Source organism: Arthrobacter sp. 10T425 (genome assembly GCF_056393985.1).
Map to the genome: position 1 here is coordinate 53,816 of NZ_JBFTGZ010000008.1, position 26,204 is coordinate 80,019.

At 68.2% G+C, this 26,204-nt stretch carries 22 protein-coding genes; 16 read left to right on the forward strand and 6 right to left on the reverse strand.

The genetic code is table 11. From position 1 onward, the window contains the following. Positions 1-82: 82 nt before the first annotated feature. The gene (gene sepH / locus AC1DDH_RS11060; protein ID WP_476886943.1) at positions 83-1,510 is read right to left on the reverse strand and encodes a septation protein SepH; all 1,428 of its coding nucleotides are present in this window, start codon (positions 1,508-1,510) and stop codon (positions 83-85) included. A 332-nt stretch (positions 1,511-1,842) separates the two neighbouring features. On the opposite strand from sepH, the gene AC1DDH_RS11065 reads away from it, so the two are divergent. Next, positions 1,843-2,142, forward strand: coding sequence for a DUF4193 domain-containing protein (locus AC1DDH_RS11065; RefSeq protein WP_018772415.1), 300 nt, complete (start codon positions 1,843-1,845; stop codon positions 2,140-2,142). A gap of 117 nt (positions 2,143-2,259) precedes the next feature. Here AC1DDH_RS11065 and AC1DDH_RS11070 read toward each other — a convergent pair whose 3' ends face one another. Further along, positions 2,260-2,745, reverse strand: coding sequence for a DUF3093 domain-containing protein (locus tag AC1DDH_RS11070; RefSeq protein WP_223917074.1), 486 nt, complete (start codon positions 2,743-2,745; stop codon positions 2,260-2,262). Positions 2,746-2,928: 183 nt separating this feature from the next. Between AC1DDH_RS11070 and dut the strand changes: the two genes are divergently transcribed. The 4 genes from dut to AC1DDH_RS11090 all read left to right on the forward strand — a co-directional run bounded on the left by dut (position 2,929) and on the right by AC1DDH_RS11090 (position 5,669). Continuing rightward, positions 2,929-3,447, forward strand: coding sequence for a dUTP diphosphatase (gene dut, locus AC1DDH_RS11075; RefSeq protein WP_230010969.1), 519 nt, complete (start codon positions 2,929-2,931; stop codon positions 3,445-3,447). A 182-nt stretch (positions 3,448-3,629) separates the two neighbouring features. Continuing rightward, positions 3,630-4,376, forward strand: a complete 747-nt coding sequence (locus tag AC1DDH_RS11080) for a DUF3710 domain-containing protein (protein ID WP_476886942.1) — start codon at positions 3,630-3,632, stop codon at positions 4,374-4,376. Next, entirely contained in the window at positions 4,369-4,839 is a 471-nt protein-coding gene (locus tag AC1DDH_RS11085) for a hypothetical protein (RefSeq protein WP_476850470.1), read from the forward strand. Before AC1DDH_RS11080 ends, AC1DDH_RS11085 begins: the two co-directional genes overlap by 8 nt. Beyond that, positions 4,836-5,669: a DUF3159 domain-containing protein gene (locus AC1DDH_RS11090; RefSeq protein WP_476886941.1), complete on the forward strand. Its 834-nt coding sequence runs from the start codon at positions 4,836-4,838 to the stop codon at positions 5,667-5,669. The genes AC1DDH_RS11085 and AC1DDH_RS11090 overlap by 4 nt, the downstream gene beginning before the upstream one ends. A gap of 83 nt (positions 5,670-5,752) precedes the next feature. On the opposite strand, the gene AC1DDH_RS11095 is transcribed toward AC1DDH_RS11090, so the two are convergent. Together AC1DDH_RS11095 and AC1DDH_RS11100 are read right to left on the reverse strand one after the other, a co-directional pair. Beyond that, the gene (locus tag AC1DDH_RS11095) at positions 5,753-6,496 is read right to left on the reverse strand and encodes a potassium channel family protein (protein ID WP_018772421.1); all 744 of its coding nucleotides are present in this window, start codon (positions 6,494-6,496) and stop codon (positions 5,753-5,755) included. Continuing rightward, on the reverse strand, positions 6,497-7,168 hold the full coding sequence (locus AC1DDH_RS11100; RefSeq protein WP_079553719.1) for a potassium channel family protein: 672 nt from the start codon (positions 7,166-7,168) through the stop codon (positions 6,497-6,499). Between the two features lie 154 nt (positions 7,169-7,322). Between AC1DDH_RS11100 and AC1DDH_RS11105 the strand changes: the two genes are divergently transcribed. From AC1DDH_RS11105 to AC1DDH_RS11155, 11 genes are all read left to right on the forward strand, one after another. Beyond that, on the forward strand, positions 7,323-9,299 hold the full coding sequence (locus tag AC1DDH_RS11105; protein WP_476851489.1) for an APC family permease: 1,977 nt from the start codon (positions 7,323-7,325) through the stop codon (positions 9,297-9,299). Beyond that, positions 9,296-10,708 (forward strand): class I SAM-dependent RNA methyltransferase, encoded by a 1,413-nt coding sequence (locus tag AC1DDH_RS11110; RefSeq protein ID WP_476886940.1) that lies wholly within the window; start codon positions 9,296-9,298, stop codon positions 10,706-10,708. The genes AC1DDH_RS11105 and AC1DDH_RS11110 overlap by 4 nt, the downstream gene beginning before the upstream one ends. A 208-nt stretch (positions 10,709-10,916) precedes the next feature. After that, positions 10,917-13,730 carry an aconitate hydratase gene (locus tag AC1DDH_RS11115; protein ID WP_476886939.1) on the forward strand — a complete coding sequence of 938 codons (2,814 nt, stop codon included), beginning with the start codon at positions 10,917-10,919 and terminating at the stop codon, positions 13,728-13,730. A 220-nt stretch (positions 13,731-13,950) separates the two neighbouring features. Next, positions 13,951-15,924 carry a 1-deoxy-D-xylulose-5-phosphate synthase gene (gene dxs / locus AC1DDH_RS11120; RefSeq protein ID WP_476860243.1) on the forward strand — a complete coding sequence of 658 codons (1,974 nt, stop codon included), beginning with the start codon at positions 13,951-13,953 and terminating at the stop codon, positions 15,922-15,924. A gap of 74 nt (positions 15,925-15,998) precedes the next feature. After that, entirely contained in the window at positions 15,999-16,556 is a 558-nt protein-coding gene (locus AC1DDH_RS11125) for a hypothetical protein (protein WP_476886938.1), read from the forward strand. A gap of 66 nt (positions 16,557-16,622) precedes the next feature. After that, entirely contained in the window at positions 16,623-16,841 is a 219-nt protein-coding gene (locus AC1DDH_RS11130; RefSeq protein WP_026537002.1) for a helix-hairpin-helix domain-containing protein, read from the forward strand. Between the two features lie 71 nt (positions 16,842-16,912). Beyond that, the gene (locus AC1DDH_RS11135; RefSeq protein WP_476886937.1) at positions 16,913-17,890 is read left to right on the forward strand and encodes an aldo/keto reductase; all 978 of its coding nucleotides are present in this window, start codon (positions 16,913-16,915) and stop codon (positions 17,888-17,890) included. A 128-nt stretch (positions 17,891-18,018) separates the two neighbouring features. Continuing rightward, on the forward strand, positions 18,019-19,047 hold the full coding sequence (locus AC1DDH_RS11140; RefSeq protein WP_230009738.1) for a nucleoside hydrolase: 1,029 nt from the start codon (positions 18,019-18,021) through the stop codon (positions 19,045-19,047). A gap of 144 nt (positions 19,048-19,191) precedes the next feature. After that, entirely contained in the window at positions 19,192-20,013 is an 822-nt protein-coding gene (locus AC1DDH_RS11145) for an ECF transporter S component (protein ID WP_476886936.1), read from the forward strand. A gap of 78 nt (positions 20,014-20,091) precedes the next feature. Further along, positions 20,092-20,850 carry an energy-coupling factor transporter transmembrane component T gene (locus AC1DDH_RS11150; RefSeq protein ID WP_476886935.1) on the forward strand — a complete coding sequence of 253 codons (759 nt, stop codon included), beginning with the start codon at positions 20,092-20,094 and terminating at the stop codon, positions 20,848-20,850. Continuing rightward, entirely contained in the window at positions 20,847-22,496 is a 1,650-nt protein-coding gene (locus tag AC1DDH_RS11155) for an ABC transporter ATP-binding protein (protein WP_476886934.1), read from the forward strand. The genes AC1DDH_RS11150 and AC1DDH_RS11155 overlap by 4 nt, the downstream gene beginning before the upstream one ends. Before the next feature lie 158 nt (positions 22,497-22,654). On the opposite strand, the gene AC1DDH_RS11160 is transcribed toward AC1DDH_RS11155, so the two are convergent. Beyond that, positions 22,655-24,850 (reverse strand): 3-hydroxyacyl-CoA dehydrogenase NAD-binding domain-containing protein, encoded by a 2,196-nt coding sequence (locus AC1DDH_RS11160; protein ID WP_476851498.1) that lies wholly within the window; start codon positions 24,848-24,850, stop codon positions 22,655-22,657. Further along, positions 24,847-26,184, reverse strand: a complete 1,338-nt coding sequence (locus AC1DDH_RS11165) for a thiolase family protein (RefSeq protein WP_476955443.1) — start codon at positions 26,182-26,184, stop codon at positions 24,847-24,849. The genes AC1DDH_RS11160 and AC1DDH_RS11165 overlap by 4 nt, the downstream gene beginning before the upstream one ends. Positions 26,185-26,204 lie beyond the last annotated feature (20 nt).

A 26,204-nucleotide genomic window follows, 5' to 3' on the forward strand; every position in this document is an offset into this window, starting at 1 on the left:
AAAATCGGGACGGAAATTCCTGCCTGAATTTCCTGCCTGAAATTCGGGACTGAAATCCCTGCCGGAAACGCGCGCCCGGCTCTTATTGGTCGTTGCGGGTTCCGAAGACGATTTCGTCCCAGCTCGGAACGCTGGAGCGCTTCGGCTTGGCCGGCTGGCGCTCGGGCTGGTCCGTTCCGGCTTCGTTCCGGGCAGCGGCGTGGGACTCGCGGTGCTGCCGCCGGGACGTTCCGCCTCCGATCAATTCATCCAGGCCCGGGCTCGCCGTCGGGCCGCTCTTAGGGGCCGGGCGCAGTTGCGAGGCCGCGATGGTGACTTCCCGGGTCTCGGTGCTGACGCCGTCGTGCAGTTTCAGGGCATCGTCCTCCTCCGGGAGGCGCGGTGCGAGGCTCAGCCGCGAGAGCATCGAGGGCCTGCCGTCGCGCCGTCGCGTGAAGGGGTCGGTTTCCGACGGGGCGGCCGCCTCCACTGCCGGAACGTCCGGCAGACCGGGGGTGATGAGGGCTGGATTGGTCTCGGCCGGGGCGGGATCGTTCTCCGCAGCCGATTCGGGGATGGCATCCGGCTCCACAGTTGCCGGAAGCCCGGGTGTTTCCGGGACCTCCGAGGGACGGGGGTGGGCCGCGGGGACGCCGGTGGTCAGGAGCGTGGCAAGGGCGTCGTCCGCGTCCTCGTCCACGCCGATCCGCTGGCCGCGGCGGGAACGCAGCATGTCCAGCAGCCCGTCGGCGTCTTGTTCCTGGTGGATCCTGTCCTGCTGGAGCAGCATCTGGTGAATAATGCTGTGCTGGCCGGTCGCTGTGCGGGCCGCGGCCTCGGCATCGGTTTCAAAGTCGAAGGGCCGGTCGGAGACGGCCGTAAGGCGCCGGGTCGGCACGGGGCCTTCGAGCGGCTCAAGTTCGCTCAGCTGCTGGGCCCAGCGGTTGGCGTTTTGCAGGGTCTTCCGGGCGGGGTGGAAGGTCCACAGGGCCGGCGGCTCCTCGCCGATTCCGGCCGGGCCGCCGGGCTTGGGCTCGAAGCGGGCCACCACGTTCCAGCTGCCGTCGGGACGTCGCCAGGAATCCCACTCCAGTGTTGAGGGCTCGACTCCGTAGGCCCTGAGCCGGTGCTCGACCATGTCGCTGAGGGACGCCGGGTTTTCACCGAACACCGACCGGTAGGCGTCGTGGCCCGGGGCGGGGGAGGCTACCTCCACCTTGCGGGCCTGCTGCGCGATGTACTCGCGTTCGGCCAGGACCGGGCCCTCGTAGCGCTGGACCTTCTCCAGCGGAATTCCGGACAGTTCCGCCACTTCGGCGGCGGTGGCCCCGTTGCGAATCCTGGTCTGGATGTCGCGCGGTGACATGGCAATAGGGGGTGCGGCCGCGCTGGACGCGGTCTTCGCCGACGCCCGGCTGGCTGCCACCCGAAGTGCTTCATCGATCGGCAGCTGGAACATCTCGCCGCCGGTGCCACTCAACAGGAGATGCTCTCCGTCGTCGTGGACGCCTACAAGCCGTAGATCCTGCATACAAATCCTCCACCCTGGCATTACTAACAATCGAAACTCTGCCACCAGCCGGACGCATTTCGGGTTAGGACGGCAGGCGCGCCGTGATTTTCCGCGACTTTACGCGACTTTCCGCCGGATTTTGCCGGTCTGCGGGAGAGATCGGGGCGAGGAGACCGGTGGGCTCTGGCATTCGGGAGGCGCTTAAGCAAAAATGACCCGACACCGGGCACAAAAACCGCATGTCCGGCGTTACAACGGTGAACCGTTCCCGGAGCCCAGGGTTACCATCCCGGCGGGCCACCCAGGAACGGCAAATCAATCGAACGAATGCGGAGTGTGAGCAACAAATAATGGCGACTGATTACGATGCGCCGCGTAAGACCGAAGAAGACCTCAGCGAGGATTCGATTGAGGCTCTGAAGGCGCGGCGTACGGAGAAGCCTTCCGCCGTGGTGGATGAAGATGAGTCCGACCTCGCCGAAGGCTACGAACTTCCCGGCGCAGACCTGTCCGGGGAGGAACTGCTGGTCCGGGTCCTGCCCGCCCAGGCTGACGAATTCACGTGTGCCTCCTGCTTCCTCGTCCGCCACCGTTCGCAGATTGCCCGCGAAAAGGACGGCCTTAAGTACTGCAAGGATTGCGAGGGCTAGGCACGCGGCAGCCCTGACCAGGACCCCCGATCCCGGGCCCGCATTTCGGGACCGGGGAGGAGGCGACGTGAGGTGCCCTCCGGGACTTGGGGAGAGCCGTGCAGGGGGCGGTGGGAACTAAGCGTTGAGCGCGGCGATCAGTTGCTCCGGGTGGCGGCTGGACGCCAGCCAGTACGGCGTGCGGTCCGAGGGGTCCTCGATCTCGATCCGGACCACCGGATCCACCCAGCCGCGGATACACAGGAACGCCAGCCCATTGAGCCGGGTGCCCCGCTCCGCCGTCGCTTCTTTGCCCCGGAACGCCGTGGCCTTGCCCAGGAATCCGCGTTCAATCGTGGCCCTGCCCACCTTCAGGGTGGTCCTCGTGACCGTGATTGACGGCGTGGACAGGACCAGCAGCACGGAGATGATGACGAAGAGCACGATCGCTGCGGTGATACCGGCCCAGATGCTGATGGGCGCCAGCATGAGGATCCCGGCGCTGGAGAACCCCGCCGCGACCAGCCAGATCCAGAAGTTCGGCCAAAGCTTCTCGGAGTAAAGGGCAGTGGAGTCGCGCGGGGCGCTCTTCGGGGCAGGCGCGGCTGCGCTGGATTCGGGCATAAGCACAGCTTTTCATCTTTCCCGGGCTATTTCACCTCGGCCCCGCCCGGCTCCAGCCCTGGATCAACCCGGAACAACCCGGATCAACCCGCATCCACCGCGCACCAGTCCCGCGGGCGGCGTGCCCGGGCAGGCCAGCGGCGGCTAGGACGATGTTCCTTGCGGGCGTTAGAGTGAGGGACTGTGACTGAAGAAAACACCGCCGTCGCCAGTGCCGCACCGACGGCCAGCGACGCAGCCTACGGAACGCCCACCTTGACGGTACAACTGAAAATGCTCGACGACGGGCTCGAGCCGCCGTCGTACGCGCACCCGGGCGACGCTGGCGCTGACCTTCGCGCCCGCGAGGACGTCGTCCTCGCGCCGGGGGAGCGCCGCCTCGTCCCGACAGGCGTCTCGATTGCGCTCCCGGATGGATTCGTTGCGCTGATCCACCCCCGGTCCGGCCTCGCCACCAAGCACGGACTCACGGTGGTGAACGCCCCGGGGACAGTGGACGCCGGCTACCGCGGTGAAATCGCGGTGACACTGCTCAATACGGACCGGGACGAGGCGATTGAGCTCCGCCGCGGCGATAGAATTGCACAAATGGTCATTCAGCGCGTGGAGTACGCCAGGTTCCTCCCGGTCGAGGAGCTCGACGGCTCCGTCCGCGGCGGGGGAGGCTTCGGCTCCACCGGCGGTTTCGGCGGACCGGCCTGAGCGCAGGCCCCGGCAACACCACGGGAGTCAACTGCGTTTAAGCAGTGCCGCAGGCACTGCAGCACATGCAGGCAATGATGCACGAAATAAGGAGCCGGCCGCGGGGTAGCGGGCGGCCACGCGGACAGGCGCCAGGACGGCGCCGGGCGGCGGTACAGGATCACAACTGAAGGAGACACCCCATGGTTTTTGGGCGCGGCAGGAAAGCCAAACAGGAGCAGCCGACCGGGGCCGATACGGACCAGAACGCTGTGGCCACAGAAGCTGCTGGTGACGCCCCCGCGACACCGGCCGGGAACGTTGCCGAAACCGCCGGCCGGGCCGCGACGGGGCCCTTCGACGTCGCGGAAATCGACGACCAGGACGGGTACGTGGACCTCGGTGCGCTGCTGATCGCGCCCCGCGAGGGACTCCAGCTCCGCTTGGAGGTTGAAGAGGCGAGCCAGCGCGTCGTCGCCGTCACCATGGACCTGGAGGGCTCGAGCCTTCAGCTGCAGGCCTTCGCCGCCCCTCGCTCCGAGGGCCTGTGGGATGAAATCCGTGAGCAGATCGGGCAGTCGGTCGGCAGCCAGGGCGGCCAGGTCGAGGAAGTCGAGGGCAGCTTCGGCACCGAACTCGTGGCGAAGCTTCCCGCCGGCGGCGCGGACGGCAGCCAGGGCTACCGCGTGGCCCGCTTCATCGGCGTCGATGGCCCGCGCTGGTTCCTCCGCGGAGTCTTCGGCGGCGAGGCAGCCCTTGACCGCGACGCGGCGGCCGGGCTGGAGGGGCTCTTCCGGAAGATCGTCGTGGTCCGCGGCGAGAACCCCATGCCGCCGCGTGACCTGCTGCAGCTGCGCCTGCCCAAGGACACCGCCGCTGCACCGTCGCCGCAGGCGGCCCCGGAATTCGAACAGCCCGAACGCGGACCGGAGATAACCCAGATTGGCTGATGCCGCCGGCAAAAAATCCACCGCCGCCATGTCCGTCCGGGACTTGCCGGACCGCGGGCGGGTGCTGTGCCACGGCTTCATCGAGTCCGTCACGTACGTGCCCGCCAACCAGGTGGCCTCCTTCATTGCGATCCTGATCGATCACGACGTTCCTGCGCCCGTCAGCCGTTTCCCGGGATTCGGTGTCAAAGCCGGCTCCGGTGCCGGGACGGCCAGCAGCCTGCCGGCCAGCACCCTGCCGGCCAGCGGCGTGTCCACCCACCGGGTGCGCCCCGGCGCTCAGCGCCAGCGGCCGGCCGGTCCCAAGGAGCGGCTGCGCGTTGTATGGCTGGGCCGGCGCCGGATCCCTGGCGTCGACGCCGGAACGGAGCTCCGGCTCGAGGGCATGGTCACCATCCGCGACGGGCTGCCCACGATCTTCAACCCACGCTACGAAATACTCTCCCGCCAGGAGGAGCAATGACCTTGCCCGAACACCCCGAGCGGGACCGCCCGGAGCGGCCTCAACAAGACACCGACCGGCACGAGCCGGCGGAATCCGCGGACGGCGGCCGGGACATTTCCGCACCCGTGACCTCCGAGCCCACAACCGCCCAGCCCACAACCGCCGCGCCCACCGTCGCCCAGCTTGCCGGGGACTACGCGGCCAAGGCCGGCCTGCACCGGTCGAGCAACGGCAACATCGACGTGCTGAAAAGCGCCGGCGGCATCCAGGGCATCGCCGAGAGCATCCTCCCGGGCCTGGTCTTCCTGATTGCCTTCACCATCGACCGGGAAAACCTGGCCATGGCCGTCACGGCCTCTCTGGCGGTGGCCGCCGTCTTCACCGTGGCCCGGCTGGTTCAGCGCAAACCACTGACGCAGGCTCTGGCCGGCTTCATCGGCGTCGGCCTCTCCGCCTGGCTGGCCACCTCGACCGGCAAAGCAGAGAACTTCTACGTCCTGGGGTTCTTCACCAACGTCGGCTACATCCTGGCAATGTCGATCTCTGTGGCCGTGCGCTGGCCGATCGCCGGCCTGCTCTTCGGCTTCATCCGCAACGAGGGCCTGGAATGGCGCAAGGACCCGAAACGGATCAGGGCGTACAGCATCGGCACCTGGGTGATCGTTGCCGTGCTGGTCCTGCGGCTCGTGGTGCAGGTTCCGCTCTACTTCATGGGCGAGCAGGGCCTCGCCGCCCTCGCCACCACCAGGCTCATCATGGGCGCCCCGCTGTACATCCTCGGCATCTGGATTGCCTGGCTGATCACCCGGCCGGCCCCGGTGCCCGCCGCAGCCCCAGAGGCCAACTGACCCGTTGCGCTATCAGATATGGCCGTTCCCAGACTTCGGGAACGGCCATATCTGATAGCGCAACTATTGGGAGCGGAACTGCTCTAGCCGTCGAAGCCGTCGTCCCCGGCCGGCTGGGTGCCGTGGCCGTGCTGGTCCGAGGTCACCGGGTGCTGGTCCTCCAGCGGGGATTCGGGCGCCAGCAGGGCGCGGAGGTCGTCCTCGGCCGCGATCGTGGTGACAAAGAACAGTTCGTCGCCGCCGTCGATCACGTCGTCGCGGCTCGGCGTGATGGGCGCCTGGTCCCGCAGGATCGCGACGAGGGTGGCGTCCTCGGGCCACTGGACATCGCCCACGGTCAGCCCGATCACATGCGAGTCGTGCGGGACCGTGAACTCCACCAGCGAGGACACCCCGGTCTGCAGTGTCAGCAGCCGCACCAGGTCGCCGATCTCCACCGCCTCCTCCACCAGCGCGGTCATCAGCTGCGGGGTGTTGACCGCGACGTCGACGCCCCAGGAGTCGTCGAACATCCAGTCGTTCTTGGGGTTGTTGACCCGGCCGACGGTACGCCCGACACCGAATTCCGTCTTCGCCAGCAGCGAGACCACCAGGTTGACCTTGTCGTCACCGGTGGCGGAGACCACGACGTCGGCGTCCTCGAGTTTGGCGTCCTGCAGCGTGCTCAGCTCGCAGGCATCACCGACCAGCCAGTGGGCTCCGCGCAGCCCGCTCCGGCCGATCACCTCCGGCTTCTCGTCGATCAGCAGGATTTCGTGCTTATGGGCCAACAACTCGCGGGCGATCGAGGACCCGACGCTTCCGGCACCGACGATGACGACTTTCACTCAGGACTCCTTGGCGGGGGATTTGGCGAGAATGTGGCCGATCTCGGAACTCCGGTCCACGTTCAGCATGGCGTGGACAGTGTCGCCGTCCTGATAAGACGTGGCGGCAGCGGGCAGCATGCCCTCACCGAACCGGGTCAGATACGCGATCCGGATGCCGGCCGCCTTCTCGATCGAGGAGATCGGGTGCCCGATCCAGTCGGGGTTGAGGTCAACCTCCGCGAGCACCAGCCGGCCCGAGGGCTCCCGGAAGTCACCGGCGATGTGCTGTTCGGGCAGGATGCGGCGCAGCACCTGGTCGGCGCTCCAGCGGACCGCGGCGACCGTGGGAATGCCGAGGCGCTGGTAGATTTCGGCGCGGCCCGGGTCATAGATCCTGGCCACCACATGGGGCACGTGGAAGGTCTCCCGCGCCACCCGGGTGGCGAGGATGTTGGAGTTGTCGCCGCTGGAAACCGCCGCGAAGGCATAGGCCTCCTCGACGCCGGCGCGCTTCATCGTCTCGCGGTCGAACCCGACCCCCGTGACCTTCCGTCCGGAAAATCCTGTGCGGAGCCGCCGGAAGGCGCGGTCATCCTGGTCGATGATGGCCACCGAATGCCCGGCGTCCTCGAGCGTGTGTGCCAGGGTTGCCCCGACACGGCCACAACCCATGATCACGAAGTGCGCCACATGGGCCTCCTCTTGGTTCTGCGTCTGATACTGCGTAAAACTCTACCGGCCACGCGGTCCCGGAAGGCCACGGGCACGGGGCGCCGGCTGGCGCCCTTGCGCACGCCGACTTCGCCGTCATGACATCGCGTCCGAATCAGACTAGCTTTGTGTGGTGCTGACAATTTTCAATGCCGTGAAGCGGGTGCTGGTAGGCAAGCCCTTCCGGAACGACCGTCTGGCCCACACGCTCTTGCCGAAGCGGATCGCGCTGCCCATTTTCGCCTCGGATGCATTGTCCTCCGTGGCCTATGCCCCTGACGAAATCCTCCTGACCCTGGCCATCGCCGGCGTGAGCGCGGTCGCCGTCGCCCCGTGGGTGGGCCTCGCCGTCATGGTGGTGCTCCTGACCGTGGTGGCCTCCTACCGCCAGAACGTCCACGCCTACCCCTCCGGCGGCGGCGACTACGAGATCGCCAACGTCAACCTCGGCAAATTTGCCGGCCTCACCGTGGCCTCGGCGCTGCTGGTCGACTATGTGCTGACCGTGGCCGTGTCCATGTCCTCGGCCGCGACGTACCTGACCACCGCCGTGCCCTCGCTGCACGGACAGCAGGCGGCGATTGCCACGATCGGCGTCATCATCCTGGCCCTGGTGAACCTGCGCGGCATCAAAGAGGCGGGCAGTGTCTTCGCCGTCCCGACCTACATCTTCATGGCCTCCATCCTGGGCATGACCGCCGTCGGGATCTTCCAGGCCGCGACAGGCCAGCTGGGGCAGGCACCGTCGGCGGCGTTCGAGATTGTGCCGGAGCCGGGCTTCGATGAGGGACTTGTCGGCCTGGCCGGCGCGTTCCTGCTGCTGCGTGCCTTCTCCTCCGGCGCGGCGGCGCTGACCGGCGTCGAGGCCATCAGCAATGGTGTGCCCAACTTCCAGAAGCCCAAGAGCAAGAACGCGGCCACCACACTGCTCCTGCTTGGCGTGATTGCCTCCGCCATGCTGGCGGGCATCATCTACCTGGCCAACGCCACCAAGGTGCACATCGTGCTGGACCCGGCGACGGAATTCCTCCTGAACGGCAAACCGCTGGAAGAGGGGTACATCCAGAACCCGGCCATCAGCCAGATCGCGCAGACAGTTTTCGGCGAGGGGTCCATCCCGTTCTACATCGTGGTGGCCGCCACCGGCGTCATCCTCGTGTTCGCCTCCAACACGGCGTTCAACGGTTTTCCGGTGCTCGGCTCGATCCTGGCACAGGACGGCTACCTGCCGCGCCAGCTGCGGACCCGTGGCGACCGGCTGGCCTTCAGCAACGGTGTCCTGGCCCTGGCGGCCGGCGCCCTGGTGCTGATCATCGCCTTCAACGCCGACGTCACAAAGCTCATCCAGCTCTACATCGTGGGCGTCTTCATCTCCTTCACGATGAGCCAGCTGGGCATGATCCGGCACTGGGGACGGGAGCTGAAGCTTTCCAAGGAACCTGCCGTGCGGTTGCGCATCATCAAGTCCCGGACCATAAACACGGTGGGCTTTTGCATGACCGCCCTGGTCTTGGTGATTGTCCTGATCACCAAGTTCTCGCAGGGCGCCTGGATCGCGCTGCTGGCCATGTTCGTGCTGTTCCTGATCATGTGGAGCATCCGGGCGCATTATGACAACGTGGCCAAGGAACTCGCCGTGGACGAGGACTCCTCGCCGCGCGCGCTGCCCACCCGGGTGCACGCCGTGCTGCTCGTCTCGCACGTGCGCAAGCCGGTGTTGCGCGCCCTCGCCTACGCCCGGGCCTCCCGCCCGTCGCGGCTGGACGCCATTACCGTGGACATCAGCTCCGAGGAGACCGAGGCGACTGTTGCGGACTGGGAGAAGCTCGAAATCCCTGTGCCGCTGACCGTCCTTGCCAGCCCGTTCCGCGAAACGGTGACTCCGATCATGGACTACATCAAGAGCATGCGCCGGGATTCGCCGCGCGACCTGATCGTGGTCTACATCCCGGAGTACGTCGTGGGCAAATGGTGGGAGCAACTGGTCCACAACCAGACCGCGCTGCGCATCAAAACCCGGCTGCACTTCGAGCCCGGGGTCATGGTGTGCAGTGTGCCGTGGCAGCTGAAATCGTCCGAAGAAGCCAAGAAACTGCAGGATATCCAATGACCCCCGACACCCGGACGCACACCCACACCGAGACCCGCACCGAGCTGACGCTCGACGTCGGACCCGTCGCCCACGGCGGCCACTGTGTGGCCCGGCACGAGGGACGCGTCATCTTCGTCCGGCACGGGATTCCCGGCGAAAAGGTCCGCGTCCGGCTCACCGACGACGGCCCGGCCGCGAAATTCTGGCGCGCCGATGTGGTGGAGGTCCTGGAGGCCTCCCCGGACAGAGTGCCGCACTTCTGGGATCTCGCCGATTCCGCACGTTCCTGGTCGCACCGGCACCCGCCCGTCGGCGGCGCCGAACTCGGCCACATCTCCCTGGCGCGCCAGCGCAGCCTCAAGGCCGAGGTCCTGGCCGAACAACTCAAGCGGCTGGCCGGCGTCGAACTTGCGCCGGCGGAGCAGATCACAGTCGAGGCCGTCGGCGAGGCGGCAGGCGCCGGCGCAGGCGCGCCGGAGGATGCCGGCAGTGCGGGGGAGTCCGCCGCGTCCGGCCTGGGCTGGCGCACGCGCGCCGGCTTCGCCGTGACACAGGCCGGCAAGCTCGGCATGCACGCCCACCGCTCCGATGCCATCCTGCCCGTGCGCGAGATGCCGCTGGCCGTGGACGGAATCAACGCGCTCCGGCTCTGGGACATCGACCTGCAGGGCATCGACCGGATCGAGGTTGCCGCCCCGGCGAACGGCTCCCGGCCGCTGGTGCTGCTGGTGCCAGCCCCGGGCACCCGGTCCAAGCGGCTCAGCGGCATCCTGGCCCAGCTGCCCGACGACGTCTCGGTCGCCAGCCTGGACCCGGCCACCGGCGAGGTGCTGCAGCTGCGCGGCCGCACCTACGTCCAGGAGTCGGCCGCGGGCCACGAGTACCGGGTTACCGGCGACGGCTTCTGGCAGATCCACCGGGATGCCCCGGAGACACTCGTCGGCGCCGTCACCAACTTCCTGCACGACGGCGGCTACCTCGCGCCGGGCTCGGTGGTGGCGGACCTGTACGCCGGGGCCGGGCTGTTCACGGCACCGCTGGCTGATGCCGTGGGCGTGACCGGATCCGTGCTCTCGGTCGAGGGAGCACCCGGAACCAGCCGCGATGCACGCAAGAACCTGCACGACGCCGCCCAGGTCGAGATCGTCCAGGGCCGTGTGGAGCGCGTGCTGCGGCAGAAACCGCGCAACTTCGACGCCCTGATCCTGGACCCGCCACGCGCAGGTGCCGGTAAGGCGGTAGTCAAACAGCTGATCGACGCCGGTCCCCGGGCCGTAGCCTACGTCTCCTGCGATCCGGCCTCGTTCGCCCGCGACCTGGGCTATTTCCGGCAGGGCGGCTGGGGCCTGGCCGGGCTGCGAGCCTTCGACCTGTACCCGCACACCCACCACATGGAGACTGTGGCGTTGCTGACTCCTCAACCGTGATGCCACTAGGATGGGCGTAGTAGTCCGTCGTCGCGCTCCATCACCGCTGCTTTTAATTTGACTGGTGTTGATGTAACGGCCGTTCCCTGCGTTTCTTACCTGCATTGCGTACCGCGTTGTACTGATGCCTGTATTAGTTAGGCCGCCCTAACTAGCAAGGGTCCTGCGGCGCGACAAAGATGAAACTGTTGCGAGAGGAGTCCTGCGAATGAGCATTGTGGACAGTTTCGGTTCAAAAGGCAAACTTAATGTAGCCGGAACCGAATATGAAATTTTCCGGTTGAACTCCGTCGAAGGTGCAGAGAACCTTCCGTTCAGCCTCAAGGTATTGCTTGAAAACCTGTTGAGGACCGAGGACGGTGCCAACATCACGGCCGACCACGTCCGTGCGCTGGCAGGCTGGGATCCCAGCGCCGAGCCCGACACCGAGATCCAGTTCACGCCGGCGCGTGTGATCATGCAGGACTTCACCGGCGTGCCCTGCGTCGTTGACCTCGCCACCATGCGTGAGGCCGTCAAGGAGCTCGGCGGCGACCCGAAGCGGGTCAACCCCTTGGCGCCGGCCGAAATGGTCATTGACCACTCGGTCCAGATTGACGCCTTCGGCAACTCCGGCGCACTGGAGCGCAACATGGAGATCGAATACCAGCGCAACGGTGAGCGTTACCAGTTCCTGCGCTGGGGCCAGACTGCATTTGACGACTTCAAGGTCGTCCCGCCGGGCACCGGCATTGTGCACCAGGTCAACATCGAGTACCTGGCCCGCACCGTTATGACCCGTGAAGTCGACGGCGTTGTCCGCGCTTACCCGGACACCTGCGTCGGCACTGACTCGCACACCACCATGGTCAACGGCCTGGGCGTGCTGGGCTGGGGCGTTGGCGGCATCGAGGCCGAGGCTGCCATGCTCGGCCAGCCCGTGTCCATGCTCATCCCGCGCGTCGTGGGCTTCAAGCTCACCGGCTCCATCCCGGCCGGCGCCACCGCCACCGACGTCGTCCTGACCATCACCGAGCAGCTGCGCAAGCACGGTGTGGTCGGCAAGTTCGTCGAGTTCTACGGTGAAGGCGTCGCGGCTGTGCCGCTGGCCAACCGTGCAACGATCGGCAACATGAGCCCGGAGTTCGGCTCCACCGCCGCGATGTTCCCGATCGACGACGTCACCCTCGACTACCTGCGCCTCACCGGCCGGTCCGACGAGAACGTCGCCCTCGTGGAGTCCTACGCGAAGGAACAGGGCCTCTGGCACGATCCCTCCCGCGAGATCAAGTTCTCCGAGTACCTCGAGCTGGACCTGTCGACGGTTGTTCCGTCGATCTCCGGCCCGAAGCGCCCGCAGGACCGCATCATCCTCACCGAGTCCAAGGCCCAGTTCCGCGAGGACCTGCGCAACTACGTGAAGGAAGACCTGGCCGGCGGAAGCCTGGACGAAGCGATCGACGAAAGCTTCCCGGCTTCGGACTCGCCCTCGTTCACCGCCTCAGCGTCGCACCTGAGTGACGTGGCCCCGCACGCGCATGGCCCGAAGTCCAACGGCCGCCCGTCCAACACGGTCAGCGTCAAGACCGCGGACGGACGCGAGTTCGAGCTGGACCACGGCGCAGTGTCGATCGCCTCGATCACCTCCTGCACCAACACGTCCAACCCGTCCGTGATGCTGGCCGCCGCACTGCTGGCCCGCAACGCCGTCGACAAGGGCCTGACGTCCAAGCCGTGGGTCAAGACCTCCGTGGCTCCCGGCTCCAAGGTAGTCACCGACTACTACAACAAGTCGGGCCTGACCCCTTACCTGGAGAAGCTCGGCTTCTACATCGTGGGCTACGGCTGCGCCACCTGCATCGGCAACTCCGGTCCGCTCGACGCCGAGATCTCCGAGGCCATCCAGGCCAACGATCTCTCCGTCACCGCCGTGCTGTCCGGCAACCGCAACTTCGAAGGCCGGATCAACCCGGACGTAAAGATGAACTACCTGGCCTCCCCGCCGCTGGTCATCGCCTACGCCCTTGCCGGCACCATGGACTTCGACTTCGACAACGACGCCCTGGGCCAGGACGAGGCCGGCAACGACGTCTTCCTGAAGGACATCTGGCCGAACCCGGTTGAGGTCCAGCAGGTCATCGATTCCTCGATCGACAAGGAAATGTTTGCCCGCGGCTACGAAGGCGTCTTTGAGGGTGACGATCGCTGGAAGGCGCTCGACACCCCCGCCGGCGACACCTTCGCCTGGGACGAGAAGTCCACGTACGTCCGTAAGCCCCCGTACTTCGAGGGCATGAAGGCCCAGCCGGAGCCGGTCCAGAACATCACCGGTGCGCGCGTGCTGCTCAAGCTCGGCGACTCCGTCACCACGGACCACATCTCCCCGGCCGGTTCCTTCAAGTCGGACACCCCGGCCGGCCAGTACCTGCTGGCCAACGGTGTGGAGCGCAAGGACTTCAACTCCTACGGCTCACGCCGTGGCAACCACGAGGTCATGATCCGCGGCACGTTCGCGAACATCCGCATCAAGAACCAGCTCCTGGACGGCGTGGAGGGCGGCTTCACCCGCGACTTCACCCAGGCCGACGGCCCGCAGGCCTACGTCTACGACGCTGCACAGAACTACCAGGCTGCCGGCACCGCGCTGGTGGTCCTGGCAGGCAAGGAGTACGGCTCGGGTTCGTCCCGTGACTGGGCCGCCAAGGGCACCGCGCTCCTGGGCGTCAAGGCTGTCGTTGCCGAGAGCTACGAGCGCATCCACCGCTCCAACCTGATCGGCATGGGTGTCCTCCCGCTGCAGTACCCGGCCGGCCAGAACGCCGCCAGCCTGGGCCTGACCGGTACGGAAACCTACGCAGTTGAGGGCGTCACCGCCCTGAACGACGGCACCACGCCGAAGACCCTCAAGGTCACGGCCACCGCTGAAGACGGTTCCGTCACGTCCTTCGACGCCGTGCTGCGCATCGATACCCCGGGCGAGGCGGACTACTACCGCAACGGCGGCATCCTGCAGTACGTCCTGCGCCAGATCTCCGCGCACTAGCGGAGCTGCCGGGCACGCTCCGGTAACGCATGCAAAGGCCCCGGCCGGTCACTGACCGGCCGGGGCCTTTGCGTTCCCGGTTTCGGCCGCGGGTGCTGGATCTGGAGCGGGGGAGCGGAGAGCGTGAAGCGTGCAGGGCACCGGTGCTGGCCTCCGGCGCGGCGGCCCGCCCGGAGGCGTTAGAGTTAAAAGGCATGTCTACCACCCGAAGGAGGGGCCGTTGGGAATCTTGGACACCATCCGGAATCCGCAGGACCTGAGTAAGTTGTCCGGGGCGCAGCTGGATCAGCTGGCAGCCGAGGTCAGGGATTTCCTGATCGGCAACGTCTCCCGGACGGGAGGGCACCTGGGCCCGAACCTCGGCGTCGTCGAGCTCACCATCGCGGTGCACCGGATCTTCGATTCCCCCCGCGACAGCATTGTCTTCGACACAGGGCACCAGTCCTACGTGCACAAGCTCCTCACCGGACGGCAGGATTTCAGCACGCTCCGCCAGCAGGGCGGCATGTCCGGCTACCCGGACCGTGGCGAATCCGAGCACGACATCGTCGAAAGCTCGCACGCGTCCTCCTCGCTGTCCTGGGCCGACGGCATCTCGCGCGCCCGGCAGCTGACCGGCGACGGCGACCGCTTCGTCGTCGCGGTGGTGGGCGACGGCGCCCTGACCGGCGGCATGGCCTGGGAGGCGATCAACAACATCGCGGCGGACAAGAAACGCCGTGTCGTGATTGTGGTCAACGACAACGGCCGCTCGTACGCCCCGACGGTCGGCGGGTTCGCCGACTACCTGGCGTCCCTTCGCCCCACCATCGATTCCCTCCGGGCCGCCCCCTCCTATGAAGGCACGCTCGAGTGGTGGAAGCGCAAACTGCAGAAGGGCGGCCCCGCGGGGCAGTTCACGTACAAGAGCCTGCATGCCATGAAGAAGGGCATCAAGGACTGGTGGGCCCCGCAGGGCATGTTCGAGGACCTCGGCATGAAGTACATCGGTCCCGTCGACGGCCACGACCTCCAGGCCTTGGAAAACGCCCTGTCCACCGCCAAGAACTATGCCGGCCCCGTGATCGTGCACGCCATGACGGAAAAGGGCCACGGATACGCCCCGGCCCGCGCCCATGAAGCGGACCAGTTCCATGCCGTGGGGATCATCGATCCGGAGACCGGCGCACCCACCGAAGCCGGTGGCGCGAAGTCCTGGACCGCGGTGTTCGCCGACGAGATCGCCGACATCGCCGACGAGCGCCAGGACATCGTCGGGATTACTGGTGCCATGCTGATTCCGGTCGGGCTGCACAAGTTCGCCGCCCGGCACCCGGAGCGCGTGTTCGACGTCGGCATCGCCGAGCAGCACGCCCTCACCTCGGCTGCCGGCATGGCGTTCGGGGGACTGCACCCGGTGGTCGCGGTCTACGCGACGTTCCTGAACCGCGCCTTCGACCAGCTGCTGATGGATGTCGCCCTGCACAAAGCCGGCGTCACGATCGTGCTGGACCGGGCCGGCGTCACCGGACCCGACGGCGCAAGCCATCACGGCATGTGGGACATGGCCATGGTCCAGATCGTCCCCGGGCTGCACCTCGCGGCGCCGCGCGACGCCACCCGGCTGCGGGAGGAACTGCGCGAGGCTGTGGCCATTGAAGACGCCCCGAGCGTGCTCCGCTACTCCAAGGGCAACGTCGGCCCCGAAGTCGATGCGGTCGAACGCCTGGAGGACGGCGTGGACGTGCTGGCCCGCCGGCCCGCGGGCTCGAGCGAGAACGACGTCCTGATCGTCAGCGTGGGCGCCATGTCAGAACTCGCGCTGGACGTCTCCGGCCGGCTCGGTGCCCAGGGCATCAGCTCCACGGTGGTGGATCCCCGCTGGGTCCTCCCGGTCCGGCAGTCCATCATCGATCTCGCCGCGCGCCACCGCCTGGTCATTTGCATTGAGGACGGTGTGCGGGCCGGCGGCGTCGGCTCCCGGATCCGCCAGGAGATGCGTACCGCGGGCGTGGACACTGCCCTCAACGAGGTCGGCCTGCCGGTCGAGTTCCTCGATCACGGCACGCGCAGCCAGGTGCTCGAACGCGTGGGCTTGACCGCCCAGCAGATCACGCACGACGTCGTCGCCCAGGTCCTGGGCACCAAGGTGCCGTTTGCGCGCCCCTTGCCCGGCCAGGAACACCCCAGCACCGGCAGCATCCCGCAGCTGTAGCCAGCACATCCGTTGAGCACTACCCGTGGGCGCCACTGAATCCGGCGCCGGACGGCCCAGGAAGGAACTGGCATATGAGTGGAATTATCAGAGTTTACAAGCGCGACGAAGAGGGCACCCTGCACTTCAGGGAGGCCTGGTTTGATGAGGACTACAGCCAGTTCGTGATGAACCACGGCGTCGTCGGACACCAGAGCAAGACGGACGAGACGGACGTCGCGGACGCGGAGGCCGCGGAGCGCCTCATGGACGCCTTCGCGGCGCAGTGCGCCGAGGACGGCTACGCCGAAATTCCGGCGGAGGAACAGTCCTGGGTAGTGGCCCAGTACGCGCTCAAGACCAAGGAGGGGACCAGCCGCGACCGGTACCTCGAGGAAAAAGCCAAAGACGCCCTGATCAGCCATCTGGCCTGGCGGGGCCTGGGGATCGTGGACCGCAGCGAATTTTCCGACGCCCGGCTCAACATCTTCTGCCTCACCCCGGACGTGAATAAGACGGTTAACGCCATCAAGGTCTGCGTCCGCGGCGAAGACCTCGACTTCACCAAACTGAGCATTGGCGCCGCGCCGTTTGGCGAGGATACTTTCAAGCTCAAGCACTCGCCGAAGCCGGCAAACGGCTTCACGCTGTAGGCAGCACGGGCAAGGAGCCGGGCACGGCTCACACCAGTTTGGGGGCACGGACTGAAAGGCAACGCAATGACGCGCAAACCCTCGAAACCAGGCTGCACCCCGCTGCCCGCGGGACTCGCGGCGCCGGCGCGAAAGTCGCTCGCGCACGCGGGGGTCGAGACCCTCGAACACCTCGTGCAGCTTGGCCGGCGCCGGCTTGCCGGGATGCCGGGCGTCTGCCCTCGCACCCTCGCGCAGCTCCAGGACGCCATGGACGAGCACGGGCTGAAGCTGCCGGCAGGGTAGCGGGGTCCCGCTTCTCCGCCGCCCGCGGCGGCCTGGCCGGGGCACCCGCCGGGGCGATATAGGCTAAAACCATGACTGAATACCGCCGCGTTGGAAATTCCGGACTGTCCGTCTCTGTCGTGGGACTTGGATGCAACAACCTGGGCCGGTCCGGGACCGTGACCGAATCGCAGGAAGGCACCGACGCCGTCGTGCATGCGGCGCTCGACGCCGGGATCACCTTCTTTGACGTCGCGGACGCCTACGGCCGCGAGCCCGGCCTCAGCGAGTCAATGCTCGGCAAGGCCCTCGGTTCCCGCCGCGACGATGCGGTCATCGGCACGAAGTTCGGCATGGACATGCGCGGCGCCAACGGCGAGGACTTTGGTGCGCGCGGATCCCGCCGCTACATCATCAAGGCGGCGGAGGCCTCGCTGCGCCGGCTCGGCACGGACTGGATCGACCTCTACCAGTTCCACACCCCGGACCCGCTCACGCCCATCGACGAGACGCTCTCGGCCCTCGATGACCTCGTCACCAGCGGCAAGGTTCGCTACATCGGCCACTCCAACCGGGCCGGCTGGCAGATCGCCGAGGCTGAGTACGTGGCACGCGCCCGCGGGGGAGCCCGCTTCATCTCCAGCCAGAACCACTACAATCTGCTGGACCGGCGCGCCGAACGCGAGGTGACCCCGGCGGCCGAGGCCTACGGCCTGGGCGTCCTGCCGTACTTCCCGCTCGCCAACGGCCTGCTGACCGGCAAATACTCCGCCGGCCGGGCCCCCGAGGGAAGCCGGCTCAGCCACACCCGCACCAACCTGGTCCACGACGCCGACTGGGAACAGCTGGGTGCCTTCGGCAAGTTCGCCGCCGACCGCGGGCTCAACGAAGTCCAGGTGGCCTTCTCCTGGCTGGCCGCCCAGCCGTCCGTCAGCAGCGTCATCGCCGGCGCCACCACGCCGGAGCAGGTGCGCCAGAACGCCGCCGCCGTGGCCTGGAAACCCAGCCAGGCCGACCTCGCCGAGCTGGACGACCTCTTCCCGCGCACGCCCAAGGTGGCGCTGTTCTGAACGGTCCAGTTCTGAACGGTCCAGGTCTGAACACTGATCGTATGAACAGTGCTGGTCTGAACAGTGCTGGTCTGAACAGTGCTGCAAGCGCCCGGGCGGCGGTACCTGCCGTGACGCATTCGATCCTGATGGACGTCGACACTGGGATCGACGACGCCCTGGCCCTGGTCTACCTGCTGTCCCGGCCCGAGGTCCACGTCCAGGCGATCACGTGCACCGCCGGGAACGTCGGGGCCCGTCAGGTGGCGCTGAACAACCTGGCCCTGCTGGAGCTCTGCGGCCGCGAGGGCATCGAGGTGGCCATCGGCGCCGAGGTCCCGCTGGAGATCCCGCTGGTCACCACCGAGGAGACCCACGGGCCGCAGGGCATCGGCTATGCCGAGCTGCCGCCGCCGCGCCAGCAGATCTCGGCGCGGCACGCCGTCGACGTCTGGGTCGAGGAGGTGCGGGCGCACCCGGGGGAACTCACCGGCCTGATCACCGGACCGCTGACCAACTTCGCTCTGGCCCTGCGCCGGGAACCGGAACTTCCCCGGCTGCTCAAGGGACTTGTGATCATGGGCGGCAGCTTCTACTACCAGGGCAACACCACCCCGACGGCCGAATGGAACACCTCGGTGGATCCGCATGCCGCCAAGGAGGTGTTTGCCGCCTACCGGGGCCTGCCCGAGGACAAACTGCCGATCTTGTGTGCCCTGGAAATGACCGAGCGGATCGAGATGCACCCGGAGCACCTGCGCCGACTTGGCGAGGCCGCCGGTGCACCGGAGCCCGAACTCGTCCTCCCGGAGCAGTCCGAAGGCCAGCGGAGCCAGTCCGGGAACCCCCTCGTCGCTTGCCTGTCCGACGCCCTGCGCTTCTACATGGAATTTCACCGCCTCTATGACCAAGGCTATGTGGCGCACGTGCACGACGCCTTCGCGGCCTGCGCTGCAGCGGGGCGCACACCGTTCGCCACCCGGCTGGCCACGGTCGACGTCGAAACGGATTCGCCCCTGCTGATCGGCACCACGGTGGCCGATTTCCGCGGGCTGTGGGGGTTGGCGCCGAACGTCAGGATCGTCTCTGACAACAACCCCGGGCAGTGCTTCGACGAACTGATTTCCTCGATCGGCGCCCTTGCGCGCGCGGTGGGCCCCCGGGCGCCGGTGGCCTGAAACCGGACAGTACGGTTGAGCCAATGCGGGGAGTGCCCGGACGGGTCTGCAGATCGCTAGAATGGTCGCCGCTCGCTAGGATGGTAGCTGCGCCGAGGTGACATGAGGCGGAACTTGTTGCACCCAGCCAAAGGAACACCCCGCATGTCACAGCCAGCCCTCACCATCATTGCCCCTGGACAGGCGGCCGGCCGCAGGCGCCGCCTGCTCGAAATCGCCGGCGCCGCCGCGATCGCCGCCACCTACATCTTCCTGGTGCTGACCCAGCCCGCTGACATTGCCAACGGCCCGGCCAGCTTCTCGGCCCTCTTTGCCCTCGGCGGCTTCCTGCTCGGCGCTGTGCTGCTGATTGTGGCCGTCCTGCCGGCGCTGCCCACCTCCACCGTGGTCCTCATCCCGGTGGCGCTGGTCCTGAACGTGGTCCTCGGACAGCTGATGGGCAGCACGGGCCTGCCGTTCTACATTGATGCGATCGGCACCGTCCTGATCGCCGTCCTCGCCGGACCCGCAGCGGGTGCCGCCACGGGCGCGCTGAGCAGCATCGTCTGGTCCTTCTTCAACCCCACCGTTCTGCCGTTCGCCGCCGGTGCCGCCCTGATCGGATTCCTCGCCGGCATGGCCGCGCGCGGCGGGCTGTTCCGCCGCTTCTACCTCGCCCCCGTCGCCGGCTTCGTCACCGGCATCCTGGCCGGCGTCGTCTCCGCCCCGATCGCCGCGTTCGTCTTTGGCGGCACGTCAGGGCTGGGTACCGGGGCGATCGTCAGCGCCTTCCGCGCCATGGGGGACACCCTCCTGGCCGCCATCACCAAGCAGGCACTGATTTCCGACCCCATGGACAAGGCGATCGTTTTCACCATCGCGGCGCTGCTCGCCTACGCCCTGCCCCGCCGCGCCACCTTCCAGTTCCCCTTCGTGCGGCGCTACCGGGTACTCGCCGGCAAGGCCCCGGCAGCGCCGGACGCCTGAGCCCCGCTGCGGCTGGGACACCCCGACCCTGCGACACTGCCACAGCGACATTGACCCTGAGACACTGACACAGCGACCATGACACCGCGACTGCACCCCTTCACCGCGCTGACCCTCGCCGTATGCGCCGCCGTCGTCACGACGGCGGCCGCCTTTTGGCCGCTGTCTGTCGCCGTGGCCCTCGCCGCGGTGATCCTTGCCGCCCGCCATGGCATTGCGGGGCGCGTCCTGACCGCAGGAGCCGTGATCCTGACGCCTCTGTGCCTGTCCCTGCTGGTGCTGCACGGCCTCTTCTTCCCTGAGGGCCAGACCGTGCTGGCCCAGTGGGGTCCGGCGAGGGTCACGGCCGAGGGTCTGGGCTTCGCGCTTGAGCTGGGAACCCGGACCACGGCCTGCGTGCTGGTATTCCTGCTCTTTTCCTTCACCGTGAGCGTCCCCGACCTCGTCTCCGCCCTCGCCGGGCGCAGGATCCCACCGCAGTTCGGCTTCGTCCTGGCTTCCACGCTCACCCTCCTGCCCGCCGTCGCGGGCCGCCTGGACCGGATCCGGCAGGCCCAGGAAACCCGCGGGATGGTGGTCGGACGCGGCCTGCTGTCCCGCCTCGGCACCCTCCGTCTGCAGATGGTGCCGCTGGTCCTGGCCCTGATTGACGACGCCGGAAGCCGCGCCCAGGCGCTCGACGCCCGCGGCTTCGGCAGCCCGGGGCCCCGGACCAGCTACCGCGAAGTCGCCGACCCGCCCGCCCAGCGGCTATGCCGGGCAGCCGCACTGGTATTCGCGGCGGCCGCCGTCGCCGGGCGGATTGTGGCCTCCTGGCCTGCCGGGGCGGTGTCATGACGGCCACCACCCGCACGGCGCTTCAGATCCGGATCGAGGCGTTCACGTTCCACGGCGATGACACCCCGGTGCTGAGGGATGCCGCACTCTCGGTCACGTCGGGTTCCCTGACCGCCGTCCTGGGCGGGTCCGGGAGCGGAAAATCCACGCTGGGCAAACTGTTGGCCGGCTGGCTCCGGGCCGGTCACGCCGGACAATTCCGCGGCAGCCTGGATCTTGGCGGCACGGTGCTGGAATTCCGCGGCGTGCCCGAGGACCCCCGGATCAACCCCGCCGAGTGGTCGCGCCGCGTGGCCTTCGTTCCGCAGGACGCCGCGGCGATGCTCTCCTCGGTGCGCGCCACGGTCGCGGAGGAGCTGGCCTTCGGCCTGGAAAACCGCGCGACGGCCCGGGAGGACATGCTCCGCGCGGTGGAGCGCACCGCCGCCCGCACCGGACTCTCTCACCTGCTGGACCGGGACCCGGCCACGCTCTCCGGCGGGGAGCTGCGCCGGCTCGCCGTGGGCTGCGCCGTCATCATGGAACCGGACGTGCTCATCCTGGACGAGCCGCTGGCATCGCTGGACGCGGCCGGAGCCGCGCAAGTCGAGGCCCTGGTCCGCGGCCTCTGCGGCGCCGGGACCGGCGTCGTCCTCCTGAGCCAGGCAGCCGACGGGCTCGCCGGGGAAGCCACGCACTGGACGATTCTTGACGCTCAGACCGGGCCCGACGGCAGGAGGGTCACCGCTGCCGGGACGGTCACCGCTGCCGGGACGGTCACCGCTGCCGGGACGCCGGCGCAGCTGGCGGGCTCGGCCGAACTGGAGCGCGCCGGAGTGATTGGCGTAGGCGGGCCCGGCGGCATTGGGCCGAGCGGTATTGGGTCCGGCGTCCTGGGGTCCGGCGTCCTGGGGGCCAGTGGGTCCGGCGTCGCCGCCGGCGCCCGCCATCCCGGGCCGGTGCCTGCCGCGGCGCCCGGTCCCGGCCCGGCATCGCTGGAACTGCGCGGGGTTGGGTTCGGCTACGCTCGGGACCCGCGTCGGCACGGCACCGGCGCGCAGGACCGGGTCCTCCGGGACGTGGATTTCGCCGTGCGCCCGGGCGAGATCATCGCCGTGACCGGGCTCAACGGCGCCGGCAAGTCGACACTGCTGCGCCACTTCAATGGACTGCTCCGGCCCTCGGCCGGGGACGTGCTGGTCTGCGGGCGCAGCATTGCCGGCGAGCCGGTGGGAAAGGTCGCGGCCTCCGTGGGCCTGTTGTTCCAGCACCCCCGGGACCAGCTTTTCGAACGCACCGTCCTGCGGGAAGCCGCGTTCGGACTCCGGCAACTGTCCGGAAAGGCCGGCGCCGAGGGCAAGGCCCGGGCCGCGCTGGCCGCGGTGGGCCTGTCCGGTACCGAGGAGGCACACCCGGCCGAGCTGTCCGCCTCCCGGCAGCGGCTGCTCGCCCTGGCCACGGTCCTGGCCCGCGAACCGGCGGTGGTGGCCCTGGACGAACCGACCGTCGGGCTGGACCGGCACGGCCTCGAGGCGCTGCAGGGCGCCGTCGACCGCGCCGCCGCGCGGGGCGCCGCCGTCGTCATGGTCACCCACGACCTGGACTACGCACGGAGGAACGCGCACCGCGTCCTGGAACTCAGCGGCGGGAGCCTGCGGGAAATCTGACTGGGGCCGCGGGGTAGGCACGGAATCCAACGCAGACATCGAGGCTGCCCACGTCATGGCGCCGCCGGGATGCCCGGCCACTCTCCCGAAAGCAGCGCCGCCGCCCGGACCAAAGTCCGGGCGGCGGCGCCAACAAAAGCGAGCGGTGAAGCCTGGCTTTAGGCCGGCTCTGACGCCACGCCCGGGGCCAGGAACTTCTTGCCGTTGACCCGTTCCGAGGCGCCCACCCGGTCCAGATACGGGGTGATCCCGCCCAGGAACATCGGCCAGCCCGCGCCGAGGATCATGCAGAGGTCAATGTCCTCGGGACCGGCCACAACGCCTTCCTCGAGCATCAGCCCGATTTCCTCCGCCAGGGCGTCCTGCGTCCGGCGCAGCACCTCCTCGCCGGTGGACGGGGTGCTGCCAAAGGACATCAGCGCCAGGGTTTCGGCCGGTATGAACGGCTTGCCGTCCGGGCCCGGCACCGGTGTGCCGTTCTGCACGGCCCAAATGGACGTCACACCGTTGTCGATCAGCACCTGCAGGTTCGCCGAGACCCTGAAGCGGTCCCCGAACGCCGTGTGCAGCGATTCCTGGACATGCTGCGCCACGGGCAGGCCCACCATGGCGCCGAGCACAAAGGGCGTCATGGGCAGGCCCATCGGCCGCAGCGCGTTATCGGCCACGTCGGCGGGGGTGCCCTCGTCGAAGGCCGCGGTGACTTCACCCATGAGGCGCAGCAGGACGCGGTTGACCACAAACGCGGCGGCATCCCTGACCAGCACCGCCGACTTCTTGAGCCCCTTGGCGAGCTCGAACGCGGTGGCCAGCACGGCGTCGTCGGTCTTCGGTGCCCGCACGATCTCCAGCAGCGGCATCACGGCCACCGGATTGAAGAAGTGGAAGCCGACCAGGCGCTCGGGGTGCTCAAGGTCCTCCGCCATCGCGGTGACGGACAGCGAGGACGTGTTGGTCGCGAGGATGCACTCTTCCGAGACGATCGCCTCGACTTCCTTGAAGACCTGCTTCTTGACGTTGAGTTCCTCGAAGACGGCCTCAATGACGAAGTCGGCGTCGGCGAAGGCCTCCTTCGAAACTGATCCCGTGACGAGCGCGCGGGTGCGGTTGGCGGCGTCGGGGCTGATCCGGCCCTTCGCCAGCAGCTTCTCCACCTCGGCGTGGACGTAACCCACGCCCTTGTCCACGCGGGCCTGGTCGATGTCCGTGAGGACCACGGGCACTTTGAGCTGGCGGGCGAAGAGCAGGGCGAGCTGGCTGGCCATCAGGCCGGCACCGACGACGCCGATCTTCGTCACCGGGCGCGCAAGCTTGCGGTCCGGGGCGCCGGCTGGACGCTTGGAGCGGCGCTGCACGAGGTCCAGGAAGGCGTACACCGTGGAGCGGAACTCGTCGGTCTGCATGAGGTCGGCGAGCGTCTCGCATTCGAGCTCAGCGGACTGCGCCTGGGTCAGGGTGCGGTTGGCCTCCATGACGTCCAGGACCTTGGCGGGCGCCGGGGAAGCGTTGGAGGTCTTGGCCTCCACGAAGGCGCGGCCCTTGGCGACGGCGGCCGCCCAGCGGGCGGCGACCTCCGGAGCGGACGGGTCCACGGCGTTCGCCCGCTCCGGCGCCACGGCACCGGCAATGACTTTCGCGGCCCACGCCAGGGACTGTTCCACGAAGTCGGCCGGCTCGAACATCGCGTCCGCCATGCCCAGCTGGTAGGCCTGCGGCCCGGTGAGCGTGCGGTTGTTGCTCAGCGGGTTTTCGATCATGACCTTGAGGGCGTTCTCCGGCCCGATCAGCCGCGGCAGGATGTGGACCCCGCCCCAGCCAGGGATGAGTCCGATGAACGCCTCGGGAAGGGCCAGAGCGCCGGCGCCGGTAGAGACCGTGCGGTAGGTGGACTGCAGCGCGATCTCCAGGCCGCCGCCCAGGGCCAGTCCGTTGATGAATGCGAAGCTCGGCACGCCGAGGTTCGCGAGGGTGGCGTAGACGTCGTGGCCGAGCTGGGCCATCCACAGGCCCTGTTCGCGTCCGCTGACGGACTTGACCGTGGAGAGGTCGGCGCCGGCCACGAGGAAGTACGGCTTGCCGGTGACGCCGACGCCGGCAATCTCGCCCCGGGCGGCGCGTTCCTTCAGTCCTTCCAGGACCGTGCCGAGTTCGATCAGGGTGTTGGGTCCGAGGGTGGTGGGCTTGGAGTGGTCCAGGCCGTTGTCGAGGGTGACCAGCGCGAAGATGCCGGGGCTTTTGCCGTCAGTCGTCTCCCCACCGTCGACGGGCGGCAGTTCGATGTCCTGGACGTAGGAGTGGGTGACCGTCTCGTGCGGGAAGAGGTCTGCAAGCTTGCGGAAGTCAGCGGCGCTCATGCTGTGGCTCCAGTCTCGGTGGTCGTGGTCTCTGCGTGCTGTGCTGCGGTGCCGTGTGTTTCAGTGCTGTGTGTTTCGGTGCCGTAATCCGCGTGATGCGGGTTCTCCCAGATTACGGTGGCGCCCATGCCCAGGCCGATGCACATCGTGGTCATGCCAAAGCGGACCGAGGGGTCCTCCTCGAACTGCCGGGCCAGCTGGTTCATCAGCCTGACCCCCGAGGACGCCAGCGGGTGCCCGACGGCGATCGCGCCGCCATAGCGGTTGACGCGGGGGTCGTCGTCGGCGATCCCGAAATGGTCCAGGAAGCTCAGGACCTGGACGGCGAAGGCCTCATTGATTTCGAAGAGCCCGATGTCCCCGATGCCGAGTCCGGCGTTCTTGAGTGCCTTCTCGGTGGCCGGGACCGGGCCGATGCCCATGACCTCGGGTTCGACGCCGGCGAAGGCATAGCTCACCAGGCGCATCCTGACCGGCAGCCCGAGTTCCTCGGCGGCATCGGCGGAGGCCAGCAGGGCTGCGGTGGCGCCGTCGTTCAGGCCCGCGGCGTTGCCCGCCGTGACCCGGCCGTGGGCGCGGAACGGCGTCCTAAGCGTGGACAGGTCCCCGAGCGAGGTCCCGGGGCGCGGGGGTTCGTCCACGGTGTTGACGGTCCAGCCCTGGCCCGGCTTCATCGTGGCGACGGGTACGAGGTCGGGCTGGATCTGGCCGTTGGCGTAAGCTGCGGCGAGCTTGTCCTGCGAGGCGACGGCGTAGGCGTCGGTGCGGTCCTTGGTGATGGCCGGGAAACGGTCGTGCAGGTTCTCGGCCGTGTTGCCCATGTACAGCGCGGCCGGGTCCACGATCCGTTCGGACATGAAGCGCGGGTTGGGGTCGGCGCCGGCGCCCATCGGGTGGTTGCCCATGTGTTCCACGCCGCCGGCGATCACGACGTCGTACGCGCCGAAGCCGATGCCGCTCGCCGTCGTGGTGACGGCGGTCATGGCGCCGGCGCACATGCGGTCGATCGCGAAGCCGGGCACGGTGCGGGGGAGTCCGGCCAGCAGGGCGGCGGTGCGGCCGATGGTCAGACCCTGGTCGCCCGTCTGGGTGGTGGCGGCGATCGCGACCTCGTCGACCCGGTCCGCCGGAAGCGAAGGGTTGCGGCGCATCAGTTCGCGGATGCACTTGACCACGAGGTCGTCGGCGCGGGTGCCCGCGTAGATGCCCTTGTCGCCGGCGCGGCCGAACGGGGTGCGGACGCCGTCGACAAAGACGACGTCGCGCACGGTCCTGTTTCTTCCGCTGCTCGGGTTTGCGCTGCTGGGTTTTCCGCTGGTGCGGGCTTGGCTCACGGCGTACTCCTCATTGAGAC